This window comes from Nocardia sp. NPDC052254 (genome assembly GCF_040679495.1).
GTDB lineage: Bacteria > Actinomycetota > Actinomycetes > Mycobacteriales > Mycobacteriaceae > Nocardia.
Genome location: NZ_JBFAUW010000005.1, coordinates 192,867 through 213,456, shown reverse-complemented (window position 1 = coordinate 213,456; position 20,590 = coordinate 192,867). Strand labels below are relative to the sequence as shown.

Genomic DNA, 20,590 nt, shown 5'->3' with positions numbered 1-20,590 from the left:
TTCGGCCGCCTCGGCGTTTGCGGCCAGATTGCCGAGGCGGCTGTGTGACGATGATCCGATGCTGCTGGCGCAGGCGTCATCGGAATCCGGTCCGTCGGCGATCGTCTCGCTGTTCTGGATCGCGCTGGCCGCGATGCTGGCACCGCTGATCGCGCGATTGCTGCGTGGATACGTGCCGGACGTGGTGGTTCTGCTGCTGTGCGGGATGGCCATCGGGCCGTTCGGGCTGCACTGGGCGGATTCGGCGGGCGGGGTCGACCTGCTCGCCGAACTCGGCCTGGGCATGCTGTTCCTGCTGGCGGGATACGAACTGGACCCGGCGTTGCTGCGCGGGCGCTCCGGCCGCGTCGCATGGTCGACCTGGGTGTGCTGTCTGTTGTTCGCACTCGTCTTCGTCTCGCTGTCGGCCACCGATGCCGACTTCACCACACATATCGCGGTCGCCATCGCGATGACCTCGACCGCACTCGGCACGTTGCTGCCGATCGTCAAACAGACCGGGGAACTCGACCGGCCGCTGGGGCGCGCCATCCTCGCACACGGCGCGGTGGGTGAACTCGCGCCCGTCGTGGCGATGTCGCTTCTGCTCACCAGCCACAGTGTCGGCGCGGCGAGCGTGATCCTGCTGCTGTTCCTGCTGGCCGCCGCCCTGGTGGGGCTGGTACCGCACCGCATCCTGGACCGGGTTCCCGGATTCGGCAGACTGCTGTCCGAATTGAGCGGTGGCACTGCGCAATTGCCGGTACGCGCGGTCTTCCTGCTGCTGATGATCCTGATGGCGGTCGCGGAGGTCTTCGATCTCGACGTCGTGTTGGGCGCCTTCGCGGCCGGGCTGATCCTGCGCCGGCTGATCGCCGCCGGACACCCGGATGTGGGGCCGTCGCTGGAGACGGTCGGCTACGGGGTGCTGATCCCGATCTTCTTCGTGAACTCCGGAATGGGGATCGATATCGGCGCGGTGGCCGCGAAGCCGGTGCTGTGGGTGGTCTTCGTCGTGTCGATTGCGGTAGCCCGCGGACTGCCGGTGTGGCTGAGCGAGCGGTTCGTGCCACATGGTGCGAACCTGGACTCCGGCCGGGAACGGGTGCAGCTGGCCCTGTACGCGGCGACCGGGCTGCCGATCATCGTGGCGGTCACCCAGGTCGCCACCGCGGCCGGACTGATGGGTCAGGAACTGGCGTCGACGCTGGTGGCCTCCGGTGCTACCACGGTGCTGCTGTTCCCGATGGTCGCTCGCGTGATCGGCTCCGCCCGCGCCCGCGTCGCCTGAGCGTGCCGCCGGGTTCCGAGGATCGAACCAGTGGTTTGCTGAATGTGTGCCAATGGGTCGGCTATCGGGTCGAAATGCCTCCGGCCTCGAACCGCGCGAACTAGCCTGACAGGCGACGCCGGGTGCGATCTCGCACGGGCCCCAGCCGCTCGACCGAAAGGAAAAGCGCTATGAAGGCACTGCAGTACGTCACCGTGGGAGCCGAACCCGAGGTTCGCGAAATCCCCACGCCCGAACCGGGACCCGGACAGGTGCTGCTGAAGGTCACCGCGGCCGGGGTCTGCCATTCCGACGATTTCGTGATGTCGATGCCACTCGAGAACTTCGGCTTCGAGCTGCCGCTGACCCTGGGACACGAGGGGGCGGGAACGGTCGCCGCCATCGGTGACGGGGTGCGGGGCCTCGAGGTGGGAACCAGCACGGTGGTCTACGGCCCGTGGGGATGCGGAAATTGCTGGTTCTGCTCACAGGGCATGGAGAACTACTGCTCGCGCGCGGCCGAACTGGGGATCTTCCCGCCCGGCCTGGGCGCACCGGGTGCCATCGCGGAATATCTGATCGTCGATTCGCCGCGTCATCTGGTGCCGATCGGTGATCTGGATCCGGTGGCGACGGTGCCGCTCACCGATGCCGGCCTCACCCCGTATCACGCCATCAAGCGGTCACTGGGCAAACTGCGGGCCGGTTCCTGGGCGGTCGTCATCGGCAGCGGCGGACTCGGGCATGTGGCGATCCAGCTGCTGCGGCATCTGTCGGCGGCGCGGGTCATCGCACTCGACGTCAACGACGACAAACTCGAGTTCGCGAAATCGGTGGGCGCGCACGAGGCGGTGCTGTCGAATGCCGCTGCCGCCGAGAACGTTCGCAAGATCACCGGTCCGGCGGGTGCGAGCCTGGTACTGGATTTCGTCGGTTATCAGCCGACCGTGGATACCGCGATGGCGGTCGCGGGCGTCGACTCGGATGTGACGATCGTCGGCCTAGGCGACGGAAAGTCCGCTGCCCGAGTGGGATTTGGGGTCAGCCCATACGAGGCGGCGGTGACATCCCCGTACTGGGGTACGCGCAGCGAACTCATCGAGCTGATCGATCTGGCACACGAGGGTGTCCTCGATGTCGCGGTGGAACGCTTCTCGCTCGACGAGGGGCCCGAGGCCTATCGACGCCTGGCGGCGGGCACGCTGCGTGGGCGCGCGGTGGTCGTGCCGTGAAGATCGGCGAATTCAGACAGCGACGCTCGACATCATGCGGGCAATACCGGTGGCGTTCGCCATTCGCTGTCCGCGAGCCTCGCCGGAGCTTCGCTCGAACGACTTGTCGAAAGCAGCCGCCGCTGTCTCGGGCGTATCGGTGCTCACCAACGCGCCGTACGCCCCCTTTTCGCTTGTCGACAGCTCGTGCATCAGAAAATCGACCTGGACGTCGAGGTTCTTCTCGCTGACCCCTCGTTTGGCAGCGAAGACTTCGAGATTGTGCCTGCGGCCGCCCTCCCACTGGCACAGCCCGATGGCCCCCTCGCCGGGGTTTTCCGCATTGGGGTTGAGGCCGGGAGCCTCGACCTGCATGTTGCCCACGATCCCGGCCGCCTGCGCCGGGGACAGATGATATTCGTTGATGAGACGTTCGTAGATGTGTTTGGCCCTGTCCCTCTCACTGCCCTCCAGCGGAGTGGGTGACCCGTTGCTATAGGAGGCGGGTGAGACTCCACCGCCGCCACCGGAATACGACGTCGGAGCGATTCCGATCGGCACGGCCGGAAAACTCGGGCTGCTGCCACCGCCGGAGCCGCCGGTGTCCGCCGGCGTCTTGGGGATCTTTCCCGAATTCGCGTTGTGGGCTTGGTGTGCTTTCGATACCAGGACACCGGCCTCTTCCACGGCCTTGTCGATGGCGCCGACGGCTCGCAGTTGTATATCCAGACTGCGCTCCGGCTTGGTGCTGCGATTGATTTCTTTTCCAGCGGTGAGAATGATTTCCTTGATATCGGACTCGAGTTCTTTCACCGCCGCCCGGGTCTGTTTGGATACTCCAGCGGAGTTCTCGGCGATATCCGACATGTGGGTGTCGAGCGAATCCCACTCGTCATTGTATTTCTTGATCTTCTGCTGCCGGGTGTCGTAATTGCTCACCATTTCGCTGGTGATCTCGGGTGGCTTCTTCCCAATTTGGGTGAGCGCCGCCATCACCTTCTTTTCCGCGGTGCCGTTGCCGACACCGTTCAGCAGCGCTTCGAGCACGGTCTCCAGGTCGGAGACGGCCGAGTTCAACAGGGTCGCACCGGCGACCCGGGGAAAGTTCACCGACTCGGCCATGACCTGCCCTCCGTCACACCGTGCCGACGACACTCGACAGCATCTGCCGGAAGTGTAGAGCGCAGGGCCGCCGCGCCCTACTCCCGCGGATGGGAAGAACGCTCGGTTGTCGTCACTCCGTGGCGCACTTGGACCAGGTGTTGAACGGCCCGGTCGCGCCGTAGTTGTCGGTGGCCGTGCCATTGGCCTTGGATTCGGCCTCCTCGGCGGTCTCGCCCCAGGTGGAGGCCCACGCACCGTTGTTGCCCACCACGATGGCGACACAGGCATTGCGCGCCCAGGCCGCCGGTTGTGCGCAGTTCGGGCAACGTTTGGCGACTTCGGCGGTGGCATCGTCGGAGCTGACGGTGCTGCGTACCCAGGTCACCTTGCCGGTGCCGGTGTCGTAGCCCGCGGCGATCCAGGTGTCGGAGGGCGCGGGTGAGGACGGCGGCACGACGGGCGCGCGGGTCGTCGGCGGCGCGGCGGAACTCGTCGTCGACTCGTCGTACGAGGTCGTCGTGGTCGTGGAGGAGCCGGCCGCGGTGTTGTTCGAATCGTCGTCGCGATTGTTGTTCCAGACGATGAATCCGACGAGCGCGCCGAGGATCAGCAGCGGGACCAGAATGGCCGCGGTGATCACCAGGCCCTTGTTGCCGCCCGAATTCGGCGGCACAGGTGGATAACCGGGGTATTGCGGACCGCCCGGATACTGCGGGTCCTGCGGATACCCCTGTTGATACTGCGGGTCCTGGGGATACGCCTGCTGGTATTGGGGGTCCTGCTGATACTGCGGTGCGCCGGGGTAGCCCGCATCCGGATAACCGCCCCCGGGGGGATAGCCGCCCGCATCCGGATAACCGCCCCCGGGGGGATAGCCGCCCGCATCCGGATAACCACCGGGCGGGGGATAACCGCCGGGCGGTATGTTCGGGCCCTGACCGTAGATCTGGGTCGGCACACCCTGATTCGGGTCGGGCGGGTACTGCGCGCCGCCGGAGAACGCCTCCGTGGGCGGGTCGGCCGGGCGCATGGTCGTCGGATCGTTCGAGCCGGGGAAGGGCGCACCGCCAGGCGGCGGCCCGCCGACCGGGTACGCCTGCGTCGGGGGCGCCGGATACCCCGGCGGATTCTGTTGTCCGGGTTGCTGTCCCGCAGGCGCGGGCTGACCCGGGTACGCCTGCGTCGGCGGTGCCTGCTGGGGGCCGTCCGGGCCCGCGCCCGGCGGCACGCCACCGGGAAAGGCGCGAGTGGGCGGTGCCTGATGGGGGTCCTGACCGGAGGGTGGTTGCTGCGGCCCGTCGGGACGATCATCGCCGGTCATCGGTTACCGCACCCGGCCCGCGGTAGAAATGCGTTGTGCCGTGGTCGGTATCGCCATCGAGCCTGCCCCCGTCTTTCCTGTGAACCGCATCGGCGAGCAACTGTAGCGCATCGCGGCGACACCTTCCGATCGGCGAATCGGCGGTGGATAAATTTGATTCTCCAATTTTGAGAGGAACATTGCCATGTCCAGATAGCCTGATTCGTGGAGCCTGAACCCGGGACGCCGGAGAGGACAGCATCGTGACAGTGCACTCCGAAAAGCACGGACAGCACGCCGAAGAACATCGGCAGCCGCGCTACGAATTCGATCGGCACGCGCCGCAGTACCGCGACAGATTCGACACCATCACCGACGAGATGCACCGGCGATGTCCGATCGCCTGGTCGCCGACCTACGGCGGGCACTGGGTTGCGGCGGGCAGCCGGGAGGTCTTCAGCCTGGCGCGCTCGGAGAACGTGTCCAGTGACCACGATCCGAACGGGGAGCGCCGCGGCTATCACGGAATCACGATTCCCTTCCCGGAGACGGGAATACCGATTCGCAACGGAATCCTCGAAATGGATCCGCCCGAGCAGCGACTCTGGCGGCAGGTTCTCAACCCCTATCTGTCCCCGGCCGCGGTCCAGCGGTGGATTCCGCTCGTCGACGAGGTGGTGCGCGCGAGCCTGGACGATCGGATCGAGAGCGGGAGTATCGATTTCGTCGACGATCTGGCCAATATCGTGCCCGCCGTTCTCACCCTGGCCATGCTCGGCATCCGGCTCGACAAGTGGCAGCTGTACTGCGAGCCCGCGCACGCTTCGGTCTACACCCCGCCCAATTCCCCGGATACACCGCGCGTGCGGCGCATGCACGAGGCAATGGGCCTGGACCTGCTGACCAACCTCATCGAGGTGCGCGAGCGGCCGCGGCCGGGAATCGTCAACGAACTGGCGCATACCGAGATCGATGGTGTCCGGCCGCCGGACATCGAGATCCTCGGCATGCTGGGCCTGCTCATCGGTGGCGGATTCGACACCACCACCGCGCTGACCGCCCATGCGCTGGAATGGCTTTCGGATCACCCGGACCAGCGCGCGGCGCTGAGCGCCGAACGCGATCTGCTGCTGAACTCCGCGACCGAGGAATTCCTGCGCTTCTTCACCCCCGCCCCCGGGGACGGCCGCACCATCTCCGCGGACTGTGAATACGCCGGAACCAGCTTCAAGGAGGGGGAGCGGCTGTGGCTGTCGTGGGCGATGGCCAATCGCGATCCGCAACTGTTCCCCGATCCGAACACCGTCGACCTGGAACGGAAGGGGAACCGGCACTTCAGTTTCGGCCTCGGAATCCATCGCTGCATCGGATCCAACGTGGCTCGCACGGTCTTCAAACGCATGGTGATCGCGGTCCTGGACCGGATGCCCGACTTCCGATGCGATCCCGACGGCGCGGTGCACTACGACACCATCGGTGTCATCCAGGGCATGCGGAAACTACCGGCCACCTTCACCCCGGGCCCGCGACTGGGACCGGGAGTCGACGAGACCCTCGAGACGTTGCAGCGGATCTGCGACGAGCAGCGCCTGGCCGACCCGGTCACCGTCCGCCGCGACAGCGCCGAGATCTGAGGAGAACGGGAAGTACCGGCCGCGCACCGTGATACGGCGGAGGCGGGCCCGGCACGATCGCGCCCGCCGAGGGTGGCACCGGCTGCCACTCCCGGCGGGCGAACGGTTCTCACGAGCGGCGGCGACCATGGACGCCGCGGGTGATCGCCCGGATCAGCGGATGATCTGCCCGCCGTCCACATTCATGATGTGCCCGGTCACCCACGCCGCATCGTCGGACAGCAGGTACAGGCAGGCGCCCACGAGGTCCTGCGGGGTGCCGATCCGCTTGAGCGGCAACCGGCTGACCATGTCGTCGACGATGGTGCCCGGCGTGACGGTCTGGGTGGCCTCGGTGTTGATGGGCCCCGGCGCGATGGCGTTGATCCGGATGTTGGATCCACCGAGTTCGACGGCCAGCTGCTGGGTGAGGCTGTTGACCCCGGCCTTGGCCAGTCCGTAGTAGTTCGAGTAGACCCAGGCCGCGGTCGAGGACTGGTTGACGATCGAGCCGCCGCCGCCCTTGGACATGTACTTCCACACGGCGCGAGTCATGTTCAGCGCGCCGTCGAGGTTCACGCTCATGAACTTCTTGTAGTAGTCCCACGGCACCGTCAGCAGCAGGTCGAGCTTCATGTCGCCGTAGATGGCCGCGTTGTTGACCAGATGGTTGATGGCGCCGAATTCGTTCTTGGTGAAACGGGCCACGTCGGTGACCGATTCGGGATCGGAGACGTCGACGGGGTGGAAGACCGCGGTCCCGCCGTCGGCGGTGATCTGCTCGGCGACCTGTTTGCCCTTGTCGGCGTTGAGATCCGCGATGACGACCTTCGCGCCCTCGGCGGCCAGCGCCTTCGCGTATTCCGCGCCGATGCCCTGCGCCGAACCGGTGACGATCGCGGTGCGATCGGTGAAACGAGCCATGAGTTGTCTTCTCCTACAGTGGGTTCGCGAGGATCTCGCGGGATGTCTACTTCTGTGCGGTGGCGATCAGCTTGGTCTCGAGGTACTCCTCGAATCCGGCCACGCCGAGCTCCCGGCCGATACCGGACTGCTTGTAGCCGCCGAACGGCGCGTCGGCGCTGTACCAGATACCGCCGTTGACGCCGAAGGTTCCGGTCCGGACGCTGTCGACCACGTGATCGATGCGTGCCTGATCGGTGCCCCAGACCTCGCCCGACAGGCCGTAGGGCGATTCGTTGGCCAGCCGGATGGCATCGTCGTCACCGTCGTGCGGGATCACCACGAGCACCGGGCCGAAGATCTCCTCCTGCGCCGCGGTCGAGGTGTTGGACAGGCCGCTGATCAGGGTGGGTTGGATGAAGAAACCCTGATCCCGATCGGGCCGCCCGCCGCCGGTGACGATGGTGCCGCCTTCGGACTTCGCGATGTCGATATAGCGCTGCACGCGATCACGCTGGCGTGCCGAGATCACCGGCCCGCACACCGTTCCCGGCTTGTTCGGATCGCCGGGAGCGATGCCGCCCATCGACTTCGCCGCCGCCTCGACCGCCGCGTCGTAGTGCTCGCGTGGCACCAGCAGGCGGGTGGTGAGCGCACAACCCTGTCCGGCGTGCACGCAGACCGTGAAGCCGGCGTAGCTTGCCGCCGCGGCCACATCGGTGTCGTCGAGCACGATGAACGCCGATTTGCCGCCGAGCTCGAGGAAGACCTTCTTCAGGCTCTGCGCCGCGTCGGCCATGATCGAGCGCCCGGTCTGCGTCGACCCGGTGAACGAGATCATGTCCACCCGCGGGTCGGTGACCAGTTGCGCGCCCAGCTGATGATCGTCGGAGGTGACGATATTGATCACGCCGGCCGGGATGTCGGTCTGCTCGGCGATGACGGTGCCGACCAGCGCCGCGACCCACGGGGTGTCGGGGGCCGGTTTGAGCACCACGGTGCAGCCCGCCGCGAGCGCGGGACCGATCTTGGCGAAGTTGATCTGGTGCGGGAAGTTCCACGGTGTGATCGCGCCGACCACGCCGATCGCCTCCCGGCGCAGGGTGCGCGCGGTGGGGATTCCCATCGGCTTCGCCACGCCCAGATCGGTTGCCCACTCGTAACTTTCGGCCATGTCGGCGAAATATCCGAGGTCGCCGATCGGGCCTTCCAGCTGTGGTCCGCTGGTGAGCATGCGCGGGGCGCCCACCTCGGCGATGGTGATCTCGCGCAGTTCCTCGATGTTCTCGCGCAGCGCGTCACGCAGTTGCCGCAGGCACTGTGCGCGGAACTGGTGATTGCGCGACCAGTCGGTGTTGTCGAAGGCCGCGCGGGCCGCGGCGATGGCCGCGTCCATATCGGCGGCATCGGCATTGGCGGCCTGACCGATGACTTCCTCGGTCGCCGGGTTGATCGTCGCGAACACACCCGCGCCGCCGGCGACCAGTTTGCCGTCGATCAGAAGCCGGGAGCCCTCGTCCTGGGGTAGCAGTTTTGTCATTCGCCTCTCCGATAGGGCTGTCTGGACACCTGTACGGAATATAGTTTGGATCAAGCTGTGAATACAAGAACGTGTTCCAGCAGATTGGACTGGAGAGGTGGTGCCCGCGATGACCGGAGATGCGACGCTGGCTGGTAGAGCGGCGATCGTGGTGGGCGGCGGCAGCGGTATCGGCCGCTCGGTCGCGGTCGAATTGGCTCGCCGGGGCGCCGGGGTGGTGGTCAACTCCCGCACCGAGGCGACGGTCGAAGCGGTGGTGCGCGATATCGGTGCCGACGGTGGCCGTGCGGTGGGTGTCGCGGGCTCGGCGGCCGACGAACGGGTCGCCGAACGGCTGGTCGAGCGCTGTGTGGCCGACTTCGGCGGGGTCGATGTGCTGATCAACTGTGCCGGTATCGCCGAACCGCAGCACTCCTCGATTCTCGATATCAGCACCGAGGATTGGCGGACGTTGCTGGATTCGCATCTGACCACGGTGTTCAACACCTGCCGGACGGTCGCGCCGCTGATGGTGAAGCGCGGCGGCGGCTCGATCGTCAACACCGGCTCGTTCGCCTATCTCGGCGACTACGGCGGCACCGGCTATCCGGCGGGAAAGGGCGCCGTGGCCAGCCTGTCCCTGGCGATGGCGGCCGAGCTGAAAGAGCATGGCGTCCGGGTGAACACGGTGTGCCCGGGTGCGCGCACGCAACTGTCCACCGGGCCGGACTACGAGGCGAAGATCGCCGAACTGCGCGATCGTGGCCTGCTCGACGAGTTCACCGCGCAATCGTCACTGGACGCCCCGCCGCCGGACTACGCCGCCTCGGTGTATCTGTATCTGGCCGATGATCGCTCGCGCGCGGTGACCGGTGAGATCCTCATCGCCGCAGGTGGATTCGTCGGCAGGTTCGCGCGGCCGCAGCTGCAATCGATCGGATTCCGCGATCACGCGCAGACCCCGCCCTGGTCGGTATCGGAATTGGACCAGCTCATGCGCGAGCGGAAATGATCATTCCCCTCTGCTGTGCGGTGCCCGTGCCCGATGGCGGCGGTGGCGGGATTCGCTTCCGAGTGGCCCGCGCGGCTCGGCGACCCGCCCCCATTGTCGGTTTTCCGCTCCGGTGGTAGCGTCCAGACACATGTCCAGTCCTGTGTCTCGGTTGGCGGTATGCATATGAGGTTCGGTGTGAACGCGTTCTATCTCGAGAGGTGGGTCCGATGACCGCGGCATCGCTGCAACCGGTCGTATTCGATCCCTACGACTACGGCTTCCACGACGACCCGTACCCGGTGTACGCGCGGCTGCGCGAGGAATCGCCGCTGTACCACAATCCGGACCTGGATTTCTGGGCGCTGTCGCGGCATGCCGATGTGACCGCTGCCTTCCGCGATGCGACGCGGTTGTCGAGCGCCAACGGAGTGTCCCTGGACCCGGCGGCCTGGGGGCCGCACGCGCACAAGACCATGTCGTTCCTGGCCATGGACGATCCTCGCCATCTGCGCATGCGGCAGCTGGTGAACAAGGGCTTCACCCCGCGCCGGGTGGGCGGGATGGCCGACCGGATCCGCGAGATCACCCTGCAGCACCTGGAACCGGCGCTGGCCAGCGGCAGTTTCGACTGGATCGACGAGGTCGCCGGCAAACTGCCGATGGACGTCATCTCCGATCTGATGGGTGTGCCCGAGGCCGACCGCGCCGAGATCCGCCGGATGGCCGATCTGGTCGTGCACCGCGAGGAAGGCGTGCTCGACGTACCCGACGCCGCGATCGAGGCATCGCTGAATCTCGTTGTCTACTACGCCGATATGGTCGCCGAGCGTCGTCGCAACCGCACCGAGGACCTGACCTCGGCGCTGCTGGACGCCGAGATCGACGGCGACAAGCTCACCGACGACGAGATCATCGGCTTCATGTTCCTGATGGTGGTGGCCGGTAACGAGACCACCACCAAACTGCTCGGCAACGCGTTGTACTGGGCCGGGCACAATCCGGACCAGTACGCCAAGGTGGTCGCCGACAACGATCTGGTGCCGGACTGGGTCGAGGAGACGCTGCGCTACGACACCTCGAGCCAGATGGTGGCGCGGTCGGCCTCGGTCGATGTCGAACTCGAACACGGCGTGATCCCGGCGGGTTCGAAGGTGCTGCTGCTGATCGGATCCGCCAACCGCGACTCCGCCGTCTTCGCCGACGGCGACCGCTACGACCTCGACCGCACCGACAAGGGCTCGCTGGTCAGTTTCGGTAGCGGCGTGCACTTCTGCCTGGGCGCGCATCTGGCCCGGCTGGAGGCGACCATCGCGCTGCGCGAGTTCGTCACTCGCGTTCGCGCCTACACCGTCTCCGAGCCCGGTATCGCCCGGGTGCATTCGACCAATGTCCGAGGATTCGCCAAACTCCCTGTCACCGTGGAGGTTTCGTAATGCCGCGTTTCGATCCGCATCCGGATGTGCGACCGGTCCTGATCGCGGGTGCCTCATCGGGCATCGGCGCCGCCACCGCGATCATGCTGGCCGAGGCCGGATTCCCGGTGGCGCTGGGCGCGCGGCGGGTGGACACCCTCCGGGAACTGGCCGACAAGATCGTCGCCAACGGTGGTACCGCCTTCGCCGGCGCCCTCGATGTCACCGACGACGCCTCGGTCGACGAGTTCGTCACCGCGGCCGAAACCGCCCTGGGCCCCATCGAAGTGGTGGTGTCCGGCGCCGGCAACATCGAATTCGGGGTGGCCCACGAGATGTCGCCGGAGGTGTTCCTGCAGCAGGTGAATGTGCACCTGGTCGGTGCGCACCGGCTGGCGCACCGGGTGATTCCGGGAATGATCGAGCGCCGCCGCGGTGATTTCGTGGTCATCGGCTCCGACTGCGCCGATCAGGTGCGCCCTCGCAACGGCGCCTACAACGCCGCCAAGACCGGCCTCGAGGCGATGGCCCGGCAGATGCGGATGGAACTGGAGGGCACCGGAGTTCGCGCGTCCATCGTGCGGCCGGGTGCGACCCAGACCGGGATGGGCATGGATGCCGCACCGGAGCAGGTCGGCCCGCTGCTCGACGACTGGGTGAAGTGGGGCTTCGCCCGTCACCCGTTCTTCCTGCGCGCCTCCGATATCGCCGCGGCCGTCACCGCCGTGGTCAACACCCCTCGTGGCGCGCACCTGGTCCTGGCCGAGGTGCAGCCGGAAGCGCCCCTGCGGGAACAGGATTCCGCACCGGAGGGCAAGAGCTGATGCGCATCGAAGTGGATCTGGACCTGTGTCAGGGCCACGCGATGTGTGAGGCCGAGGCCCCCGATTACTTCAGCGTGCCCAAACACGGCAAGGTCGAGTTGCTGCGCACGGATGTGGATCCCGCCGATCGCGCCGACGTGGAGAACGCGGTGCGATACTGCCCGACCCAGGCGTTGTCGATCGTGGAGGACAAGTGAGCGGGGCGCTGGGATCGTCGGCTCCGCGCCCCGGCGCCGGGGGCCGGGGCGACTGGCCGATGACCTTCGGCGGGAAGTCCCGGGCGAGGGGAGTACGGCTGTGATCAAGGTGATTCAGTGGGCGACCGGCGGTGTCGGACGTGCCGCGATCGAGGGCATCCTCGATCATCCGGAGCTCGAACTCGTCGGCGCGTGGGTGCACAGTGCCGACAAGAAGGGCACGGACCTGGGCGCGCTGGTGGGCCGCGAGCCGATCGGCGTGACGGCGACCGACGACGCGGAGGCCCTGCTGGCACTCGACGCGGACTGTGTGCTCTACAGCCCGATCTTCGCCGACACCTCGGTGCTGCGCGCGATCCTGCGTTCGGGCAAGAATGTCGTCACCCCGCTGGGCTGGTTCTATCCCCGGCAGCGCGACCGCGAGAAGTTCGACGCGGTCTGTGCCGAAGGCGGAGTCACGTTGCACGGCACCGGAATTCATCCCGGCGGTCTGACCGAGCGGTTACCGCTGGTGGCCTCGGCTCTGTCGGGTGCGGTAACGGGAGTGCGGGCCGAGGAGTTCTCCGATATCCGCACCTACGGCGCTCCGGACGTGGTGCGGCACTGGATGATGTTCGGCGCCGACCCCGAGAAGGCCGCGGGCAGTTCGGTCGCGTCGATGCTCGCCGGTGGTTACAGCCAGTCGGTGTGGATGATCGCCGACGAACTCGGCTTCGACCTGGACCCCGATATCCGCACCACGCACGACATCGCCGTGGCGACCGCGCCGATCGACTCGCCGATCGGGGTCATCGAGCCGGGACAGGTTGCGGCACAGCACTTCCGCTGGGAAGGCACCGTCGCCGGCGAGCCGGTGATCACGGCCGCGGTCAACTGGTTCATGGGCGAGGAGAATTTCGATCCGCCGTGGAGTTTCGGTCCGAACGGGCAGCGCTTCGAGGTCGAGATCCGCGGCGATCCCGGCTGTGTGCTGACCCTGTCCGGATTGCACGCGCACGATCCGGCCGAGGGTGCGCGCCGCAACCCCTCGATCGTGGCCACCGCGTTGAACTGTGTGAACGCGATTCCGTACGTCGTGGCGGCGGAACCGGGTGTGCGGACCTATCTCGATCTGCCGCTGCCCGCGGGCCGGGCGGCCGCGGCATTGCATCGCGATCGGCGGACCGAGGTGATCCGATGACGGCGACCGGCTGATTGTCCGGAGTACCGGACGGCAGCGCCCGGAAAACGGGCAATACAGATGAATACCCTGCGGCGAACTGCGGCGCGAACGATCGGAAATCCCGGTCGATCGGGCCTTTTTCGGCATGCCGGGAAATTGTTTGTCGCAATTTATGTTTTTCCGAGATCCGCACCGGTGCAGCCTTTTCCGTCTCGCCTGCAACGTGTTCTAATTGAGGGAGAACACGTTTCGTAACAATCCATGATTCGCAGTGCAGCGGACACGAGGAGGAACTGTGGCTGCTCCGTCGATACCGGCCGGATTCGATTTCACCGACCCGGGGCTCTGGGCCGACAGAAGTCCGGTCGCCGAATTCGCGGAATTGCGGCGCACGGCGCCGGTGTGGTGGAACGCCCAGAACGAGGAGCAGGCCTATCCCTTCGAGGATGGCGGCTACTGGGTGGTCAGCCGGCACGAGGACATCAAAGAGGTCTCGCGCCGGTCCGACATCTTCTCCTCGGAGAAGAAGGGCTCCATCATCCGCCTGCCCGGATATGCCACACCCGAACAGCTGTCGGTGACCAACGCCCTGCTGGTGAACATGGATCCGCCCAAGCACACCAAGGTCCGCCGCATCATCTCGAAGGGCTTCACCCCGCGCGCGGTCGAGAGCCTGCGGGCGGCGCTGACCGAACGCGCCGAGCGCATCGTGCGCGAGGCCAAGGAGGCCGGCGGCGGAGATTTCGTCGAGCAGGTGGCGTGTGAACTGCCGCTGCAGGCCATCGCCGAATTGCTGGGTGTACCGCAGGACGACCGGCACAAGCTGTTCGACTGGTCCAATCTGATGCTCAACTACGACGATCCCGAATATGGAGATCCCGTCGTCGCCTCCGCGGAAATCCTCGGCTATGCCTGGAATATGGCCGAGGAACGCCGGGCCACTCCCGCCGACGATATCGTGAGCCAGTTGGTCAATGCCGATATCGACGGCGAGGCGCTGGCATCTGACGAATTCGGATTCTTCGTCATTCTGCTGGCGGTAGCCGGAAACGAGACCACTCGTAATGCCATCAGCCACGGAATGAAGGCATTCGTCGATCATCCCGAGCAGTGGAAGATCTTCCGCGAGCAGCGCCCGCGCACCGCGGTCGACGAGATCGTGCGCTGGGCGACGCCGGTCACCGCATTCCAGCGCACCGCCACCGAGGATGTGGAACTGGGCGGTCAGCTGATCAAGGCCGGCGACCGGGTCGGATTGTTCTACAGCTCCGCCAATTTCGACGAGGCCGCCTTCGACAAGCCCTTCGAGTTCGATGTCCTGCGCGACCCGAACCCGCACCTGGCCTTCGGCGGCACCGGTGCGCACTTCTGCGTCGGCGCCAACCTGGCCCGCCTGGAAATCGACCTGATGTTCAACGCCATCGCGGAGGTCATGCCGGACCTGCGGCAGCTCGCCGATCCGCAGCGGTTGCGCTCGGGCTGGATCAACGGCATCAAGCACTGGGACGTGAGTTACTCCTGATCTGGGATCGGCAGGTGGCGGGCGTCCGGATTCCGGGTGCCCGCCACTGTCATTTCTGTGATCGGAGGCCGTCGAGCACGACGCCGGTCAATTGTTCGGGGGCGCTGCGTGATCGGGCGCGGCGCTCGGCCGCCGCCGTGCCGATGAGCAGGTCGAGCACATCGGCGACATCGACGTCGGACCGTACTTCCCCGGCCTGTTTCGCCTGGGCGAGCAGAGTGCCGAACGAGTGGATGAATTCGCGCCGGAGCTCGACGGGAATCGCGATGGCGGTGCCGTCGTCGCCGTCGAGCGCTTCGCACAGGGCCTGATTGAGGGCGACCTCGCCGACCAGATGGGCGAAGAAGTCGCAGAAGGCGTCCGGTGGTGGGGTGCCGGCGGCAGAGAGAGTGCGCGCTCGCGCGGTGAACTCTTCGACGCGGCCGACCACGACGGCCTCGAACAGTGCGTTTCGGGTGGGGAAGTGCCGGTACACGGTGCCGACGCCTACTCCCGCGCGCCGTGCGATCTCGTCGAAGGACACCGACGATCCGTCGGCCGAGAGCATCTCCCGGGCGATGGCCAGTACCTGATCGCGGTTGCGACGCGCGTCCGCACGCAGCGGCTTGGCGATCCGGCCGGCGTTGTCACTCATCGTTCGATCGTAACGGCCACCGTTGCAAAACGGAGAGTTCTCTCCGTATAGTCCTCATCAAACGGAGAATGTTCTCCGTTTACCGCGTGGCTCGTCCGCACGGTGAGATCAGGGGCCGATCACGGAGGACATATGAATCAGGTTGTTTTCGTCACCGGTGCGACCGGCCAGCAGGGCGGTGCCGTCGCGGACCGACTGCTGCGGGACGGATGGCAGGTGCGGGCGCTGACCCGGCATCCGGACAGTGCCCGAGCACGGGCCCTGGCGGACGCCGGGGCGCAACTGATCGCGGGTTCACTGGAAGATCCCGCCACGATCGACCGCTGCGTCGACGGGGTGTACGGCGTGTACAGCGTGCACCCCGGTCCGCTGGCCCCGGACCAGGACGAGGTCGCCGCCGGCAAGGCCGTCACCGACGCCGCGGTGAAATACGGTGTGGCGCATCTGGTCTACAGTTCCGGACTGGGAGCCGACCGCGGCGGGCAGCCGACCAAATGGGAGATCGAGCAGTACATCGCCGCCTCGGGCGTCTCGGCCACGGTCCTGCGACCGAGTTCCTTCATGGAGAACCTGATCACGCAGTCCGCGACCGTCGGGATTCGCGACGGCGCGCTGCGCACCGCCGCCGCCGCTCACGTGCGTCAGCAATTCATCGCTCTCGACGATATCGGTGCCTTCGCCGCCCTGGCATTGCGAAATCCGGACGACTACCGCGGGCGGACACTGGAGTTGGTCGCCGACACGCTGACACCACCCGAGGTGGCCGCCGAGGTCAGTGCCGCCATGGGACGGCAGGTGCCCTACCTGCAACGTCCGATCGAGGAACTGCGCCGTATCAACGAGCGATTCGCTCGCGGCTACGAATTGCTCAACAGTGGGGACGGCATCGTCCCCGGGGTCGATGCCGACGCATTGCGGGCATTGCATCCGGGGTTGATGAGCTTGCGGGACTGGCTCGATCGCAAGGGGGCCGAGCTGATCCGGCCATTGCTCGATCCCCGGCCCTGATCGCGTTCGGTGCGCATCCGGCTCGGGCGCGGGCACCCCACGCCCGAGCCGAATGCGGCGGGCGACAGGTCAGGAGGCCTCGCCGCTGCCCGCGGCCTTCTTCACCAGTTCGCCGATGTATGCCTCGTCGGCCGCTGTCAGTCGCGTGATCGCGAACGAGGTCGCCCACATGGCGCCGTCGTCGAGGGTGGCCTTGTCCTCGAAGCCCAGGGTCGCGTAGCGCGACTTGAATTTCTCGGCACTGCGGAAGAAGCACACGATCTTGCCGTCCTTGGCGTAGGAGGGCATGCCGTACCACAGTTTCGGGGACAGATTCGGTGCGCTCGCGGTGACGACGGCATGGATGCGTTCGGCCAGCACACGATCGGACTCGCCCATTTCCGCGATCTTGGCGAGCACGTCCTGTTCCCCGTCGGCCTTGGTGGCGCGGGAGCCGCGGCGTGCCGCCGTCTTCAGCTCCTGGGCGTGTTCCTTCATCGCGGCGCGTTCGTCGTCGCTGAAGGCCGGTGCGGTCTTGCTCTTACCGGAGTTCGTTGTTCGGGTTGCCATGTCGGTTCCTCTCGTTGGGGTTCGGGTGGGGATGGTTCGGGGTGTTCACCGGGCCAGTTGCAGCGCCAGCGTCGCGGCGACGGGGATGATGTACAGCACCGGGAAGATCGAGGTCTGATAGGAGCGAGCGCGCAGCGCTGTCGCCGTCGCACCAAGGAAATACAGGATCAATCCGATGGCCGCGGCGATGCCGATCGCCGGTATGGCGAAGCCGACGATCAGGCCCAGCGCACCGGCGGACTTGGCGGTGGCCAGCCAGTTCCACCACGACCTCGGTACTCCGTACTGTTCGAGCGGTTCGACCACGAACTTCTGCTTCGTGAACAGCGAGTACCCCGAAAAGCCGACCCATAGGGCGGCGACCACTCCTACGACGTAGTAAGCGATGTTCATCGAATTTTCTAACCTTTCGACAGCACTGGTGGTCGGCCCGCCGCATGGTCGGCGGGCCGCGTGAACCCGGATTCCGGGTCGACAAATGTGGATTGCGCTACTCCGTGTGACGGGCGGGACGTGCGACCGGTGCGCGGCAATAGATTTCGGCGGGATCGCCCCGGTACCGCACTGTCTCGACGCCGATGCGCCGCAGGACCCATCGGGAATCGGCATTGACCAGCTCGGTGGTGCAGCGGTAGGTGAGATCGGCCCCGACGCTGTTGTCGGCGAGCAGCCGATGCCGGATGTCGAGCAGCGCGCGCAGGTCCGCGCGGGGACCGTCGACGACGACCGCCGATTCGGTGATGGCGTGGGTGGTCCGCACGCGACTGTGGAAGATTCCCAGCAGAATATCCACGATGGCGTCCCGGCCGATCAGGCGCGGGGCCCGCGCCGACCATGCCACGGTGGCGGCGCGCGGGTCCAGTTCGGCGTCGGTGGACAGCGCCGATATCAGCAGGTCGCGGTCCCACGACTGGGCGCCACGACAGAACCGGTGCAGCGCTTCGGTCACCTGCCCGTCCATGGGCCTCCTCCGGTTGATCGCGATCGGGCACGGTGGGCTCGAAACCCGTTGTGCCGGTGCGATTCAGAGTGCCGGTCTTGAAAACCCGTATCAAGCAGGCATTATGTAACCATCGTTTAGTCAGATTCACAGATCGGTGTGCTCATGCTCGACAGGCTCGAATTGGAGGCGTTCCTGACGCTGGCCGAGGAACTGCACTTCAGCCGGACCGCCGAACGTCTGCGGGTCTCACCGGGCCGGATCAGCCAGACCATCAAGAAGCTGGAGCGCCAGGTCGGCAGCCCGCTGTTCGAACGGACCAGCCGCCACGTCGCGCTGACCGAACTCGGGCAACGTCTGCGTGACGATCTGCTGCCGGGCTACCGGCAGATCGAGCTCGCCGTGGAGACCGCGACCGCGCTCGGGCGCGGCATTCACGGGGTTCTTCGGGTCGGTTTCACCGCGGCGTGGAGCGGAAATCTGATCCTCCGGGCGACGGATCGGTTCCGGGCCCAGCATCCCGCCTGCACCGTCGAACTCCGGGAGGTCACCTATCGTGCCGCCCGGCAATCGCTGCTCTCCGGTGAGATCGATCTGACCTTGGCGGAAAGCGAACTGTTCGAAGGTGATTCCGCGTTCGTCATCGGTCCGACGGTGTTCACGCGCCCACAGGTCCTCGCGGTCCCCGCCGGTCATCGGCTCGCCGATCGCGACAGCGTCACACTCGAGGATCTCGCCACCGTGCCGCTGATCCTTCCGGACGGAGTTCCCGACGCCGTCCTCGACGCCTACTTTCCCGATGACACACCGTCGGGACGCCCGATTTCGCGTGGTCCGGTCGCCGCCGGATGGCAGGAGATGCTCTCGCTGATCGGTTCGGGCCGCGGAGCAACCCCCACCTGTGACTGGGCCGCCGACTACTACGCCCGGCCCGGCGTGGCCTTCGTCCCCTTCGCCGATGCCGGACCGATCCGCCAGGCACTGATCCGGCCCGCTGCGCGCGACTCCGTGGCGACTCGGATCTTCACCCAGGCCGTCACCGAGCAGGTGGAGGCCGACGGCTCGCGCCGATGACCGATCAGCGCGCGGGCAGGATGTGCGGGTTGAGCGTGAGCGTCGGATCGACGCCGCTGCGAATCGCCTTCATCACCTCGATGTCGACGGCCGAACGAGCCAGGTGTATCCAGGGCGCCTTGGATCGGCCGATGCCGTGTTCGGCACTGATGCTCCCTTCGTGCGCGGCGACCAGTTCGAAGACGCGACCGGTGACCGGCAGGGCCTGCCCTGGCTCGACATCGAGCAGGTTGACGTGCACATTGCCGTCCGCGATGTGACCGAAAAGGATCGGTCGCGCGTGCGGGAACTCGGTGGCGAGGGTGTGGGTCAGCGTGTCGACGAAGGATTCCACCGCGGCGAGCGGGGTGGTGATGTCCAGCTTGACCGGCGGTGTGGAGGAGGCGGCGTTGATCGCCTCGGTGTGGCTGTCGCGGTAGCTCCACAGCCGCCGCCCGCGCTCGTCGTCGACGGTGGCGTCCAGTACCAGATCGCTCGCGCGTTCCAGCGCGCCCAGCAGGAGACCCTCGGTGTCCGCTGGCCCGGACACCTCGACCAGCAGGTAGTACGGCGGCTCGATGCGCAGCGGAGCCCGCAGCGCGCGGTGCCGCCGGACCAGCCGCATGCCCGCATCGGTCATGAGTTCCGCGGCCTCGATCGTCAGCCCGGCCCGTCGCAACAGGTCGACCAGTGCCGGTGCCGCACCGACCGTTCGGACACCGACCAGCGCGCAGTACGAATGTGACGGCGGCACATGAAGTTTCATCAGCACCCGGGTGACGACGCCGAGTGTCCCCTCCGATCCGGCGAGCAGGCCGGGCAGGTGATAGCCGGCATTGTCCTTGCGCAACGCTTTCCACCGGGTGAGCACCGTGCCGTCGGACAGCACTGCTTCCACGCCGAGCAGCTGGGCCCGGGTGTCGCCGTACTTGATCACCCGGACCCCGCCCGCGTTGGTCGCGACGATTCCGCCCAGAGTCGCAGAATCCCGTGCGGCCAGATCTATTCCGAAGATGAGACCGGCTTCGCGCGCGGCGTCCTGCGCCCGTGCGACGGTGACGCCGGCACCGGCGGCGAGGGTGTGGCCGACGGGGTCGGGATCCTCGATCCGGTCCAATCGCGTCACGCTGAGCACGATCTCTCCGTGCATCGGGATCGAGCCGCCCACCAGTCCGGTGTTGCCGCCCTGCGGGACGACGGCCACACCGGCGCGGTGGCACACCTCGAGCACCCGTGCCACCTCCACGGTGTCGGCGGGCCGCACCACCGCGGTGGCGCGGCCGTGCCACCGTCCGGTCCAGTCCGTGGTGTATCGCGCCGTTGTGTCGGGATCGGTGAGAACGTGTGCCGCACCGACGATTTCGGCCAGTTCGGAGACGATGCTCGAGGGCATGTG

General features: G+C 66.8%; 20 protein-coding genes. 11 read left to right on the top strand and 9 right to left on the bottom strand.

Annotated features, from left to right (window positions below):
* Positions 1 to 58: 58 nt before the first annotated feature.
* Both AB0L57_RS15400 and AB0L57_RS15395 read left to right on the top strand, forming a co-directional pair.
* On the top strand, positions 59 to 1,270 hold the full coding sequence (locus AB0L57_RS15400) for a cation:proton antiporter (RefSeq protein WP_364961766.1): 1,212 nt from the start codon (positions 59 to 61) through the stop codon (positions 1,268 to 1,270).
* Positions 1,271 to 1,440: 170 nt separating this feature from the next.
* Entirely contained in the window at positions 1,441 to 2,481 is a 1,041-nt protein-coding gene (locus AB0L57_RS15395) for an NAD(P)-dependent alcohol dehydrogenase (RefSeq protein WP_364961764.1), read from the top strand.
* 12 nt (positions 2,482 to 2,493) lie between these two features.
* On the opposite strand, the gene AB0L57_RS15390 is transcribed toward AB0L57_RS15395, so the two are convergent.
* A complete protein-coding gene (locus tag AB0L57_RS15390; RefSeq protein WP_364961762.1) occupies positions 2,494 to 3,582 on the bottom strand; it encodes a phage tail tip lysozyme in 1,089 nt (362 codons plus the stop codon).
* 112 nt (positions 3,583 to 3,694) lie between these two features.
* The gene (locus tag AB0L57_RS15385; RefSeq protein ID WP_364961760.1) at positions 3,695 to 4,885 is read right to left on the bottom strand and encodes a DUF4189 domain-containing protein; all 1,191 of its coding nucleotides are present in this window, start codon (positions 4,883 to 4,885) and stop codon (positions 3,695 to 3,697) included.
* 242 nt (positions 4,886 to 5,127) lie between these two features.
* On the opposite strand from AB0L57_RS15385, the gene AB0L57_RS15380 reads away from it, so the two are divergent.
* Entirely contained in the window at positions 5,128 to 6,498 is a 1,371-nt protein-coding gene (locus AB0L57_RS15380; protein ID WP_364961758.1) for a cytochrome P450, read from the top strand.
* A gap of 153 nt (positions 6,499 to 6,651) precedes the next feature.
* Here the strand turns inward: AB0L57_RS15380 and AB0L57_RS15375 are convergent, their stop codons facing one another.
* Positions 6,652 to 7,401 (bottom strand): SDR family oxidoreductase, encoded by a 750-nt coding sequence (locus tag AB0L57_RS15375; protein ID WP_364961756.1) that lies wholly within the window; start codon positions 7,399 to 7,401, stop codon positions 6,652 to 6,654.
* Between the two features lie 46 nt (positions 7,402 to 7,447).
* A complete protein-coding gene (locus tag AB0L57_RS15370) occupies positions 7,448 to 8,920 on the bottom strand; it encodes an aldehyde dehydrogenase (protein WP_364961754.1) in 1,473 nt (490 codons plus the stop codon).
* 109 nt (positions 8,921 to 9,029) lie between these two features.
* Between AB0L57_RS15370 and AB0L57_RS15365 the strand changes: the two genes are divergently transcribed.
* The 6 genes from AB0L57_RS15365 to AB0L57_RS15340 all read left to right on the top strand — a co-directional run bounded on the left by AB0L57_RS15365 (position 9,030) and on the right by AB0L57_RS15340 (position 15,010).
* Complete coding sequence (locus AB0L57_RS15365) at positions 9,030 to 9,911, top strand: SDR family oxidoreductase (protein ID WP_364961753.1); 882 nt, start codon at positions 9,030 to 9,032, stop codon at positions 9,909 to 9,911.
* A gap of 209 nt (positions 9,912 to 10,120) precedes the next feature.
* Positions 10,121 to 11,326: a cytochrome P450 gene (locus AB0L57_RS15360; RefSeq protein ID WP_364961751.1), complete on the top strand. Its 1,206-nt coding sequence runs from the start codon at positions 10,121 to 10,123 to the stop codon at positions 11,324 to 11,326.
* Positions 11,326 to 12,129 (top strand): SDR family oxidoreductase, encoded by an 804-nt coding sequence (locus AB0L57_RS15355; protein WP_364961749.1) that lies wholly within the window; start codon positions 11,326 to 11,328, stop codon positions 12,127 to 12,129. Before AB0L57_RS15360 ends, AB0L57_RS15355 begins: the two co-directional genes overlap by 1 nt.
* On the top strand, positions 12,129 to 12,326 hold the full coding sequence (locus AB0L57_RS15350) for a ferredoxin (protein ID WP_364961747.1): 198 nt from the start codon (positions 12,129 to 12,131) through the stop codon (positions 12,324 to 12,326). Before AB0L57_RS15355 ends, AB0L57_RS15350 begins: the two co-directional genes overlap by 1 nt.
* A 100-nt stretch (positions 12,327 to 12,426) precedes the next feature.
* Complete coding sequence (locus tag AB0L57_RS15345; protein ID WP_364961745.1) at positions 12,427 to 13,506, top strand: dihydrodipicolinate reductase; 1,080 nt, start codon at positions 12,427 to 12,429, stop codon at positions 13,504 to 13,506.
* A 277-nt stretch (positions 13,507 to 13,783) separates the two neighbouring features.
* Complete coding sequence (locus AB0L57_RS15340; RefSeq protein WP_364961744.1) at positions 13,784 to 15,010, top strand: cytochrome P450; 1,227 nt, start codon at positions 13,784 to 13,786, stop codon at positions 15,008 to 15,010.
* Positions 15,011 to 15,059: 49 nt separating this feature from the next.
* On the opposite strand, the gene AB0L57_RS15335 is transcribed toward AB0L57_RS15340, so the two are convergent.
* Positions 15,060 to 15,644 carry a TetR/AcrR family transcriptional regulator gene (locus AB0L57_RS15335; RefSeq protein ID WP_364961742.1) on the bottom strand — a complete coding sequence of 195 codons (585 nt, stop codon included), beginning with the start codon at positions 15,642 to 15,644 and terminating at the stop codon, positions 15,060 to 15,062.
* Positions 15,645 to 15,776: 132 nt separating this feature from the next.
* Between AB0L57_RS15335 and AB0L57_RS15330 the strand changes: the two genes are divergently transcribed.
* A complete protein-coding gene (locus AB0L57_RS15330; RefSeq protein ID WP_364961740.1) occupies positions 15,777 to 16,652 on the top strand; it encodes an NmrA/HSCARG family protein in 876 nt (291 codons plus the stop codon).
* Positions 16,653 to 16,721: 69 nt separating this feature from the next.
* Here AB0L57_RS15330 and AB0L57_RS15325 read toward each other — a convergent pair whose 3' ends face one another.
* The 3 genes from AB0L57_RS15325 to AB0L57_RS15315 all read right to left on the bottom strand — a co-directional run bounded on the left by AB0L57_RS15325 (position 16,722) and on the right by AB0L57_RS15315 (position 18,162).
* The gene (locus AB0L57_RS15325) at positions 16,722 to 17,201 is read right to left on the bottom strand and encodes a DUF1801 domain-containing protein (protein WP_364961738.1); all 480 of its coding nucleotides are present in this window, start codon (positions 17,199 to 17,201) and stop codon (positions 16,722 to 16,724) included.
* Between the two features lie 45 nt (positions 17,202 to 17,246).
* On the bottom strand, positions 17,247 to 17,594 hold the full coding sequence (locus AB0L57_RS15320) for a DoxX family protein (RefSeq protein ID WP_364961736.1): 348 nt from the start codon (positions 17,592 to 17,594) through the stop codon (positions 17,247 to 17,249).
* 97 nt (positions 17,595 to 17,691) lie between these two features.
* Positions 17,692 to 18,162, bottom strand: coding sequence for a nuclear transport factor 2 family protein (locus AB0L57_RS15315; protein WP_364961734.1), 471 nt, complete (start codon positions 18,160 to 18,162; stop codon positions 17,692 to 17,694).
* A 144-nt stretch (positions 18,163 to 18,306) separates the two neighbouring features.
* On the opposite strand from AB0L57_RS15315, the gene AB0L57_RS15310 reads away from it, so the two are divergent.
* Positions 18,307 to 19,215 (top strand): LysR family transcriptional regulator, encoded by a 909-nt coding sequence (locus AB0L57_RS15310; protein WP_364961732.1) that lies wholly within the window; start codon positions 18,307 to 18,309, stop codon positions 19,213 to 19,215.
* A 4-nt stretch (positions 19,216 to 19,219) separates the two neighbouring features.
* Here the strand turns inward: AB0L57_RS15310 and AB0L57_RS15305 are convergent, their stop codons facing one another.
* Entirely contained in the window at positions 19,220 to 20,587 is a 1,368-nt protein-coding gene (locus tag AB0L57_RS15305) for an FAD-binding oxidoreductase (protein WP_364961731.1), read from the bottom strand.
* Between the last annotated feature and the right edge of the window lie 3 nt (positions 20,588 to 20,590).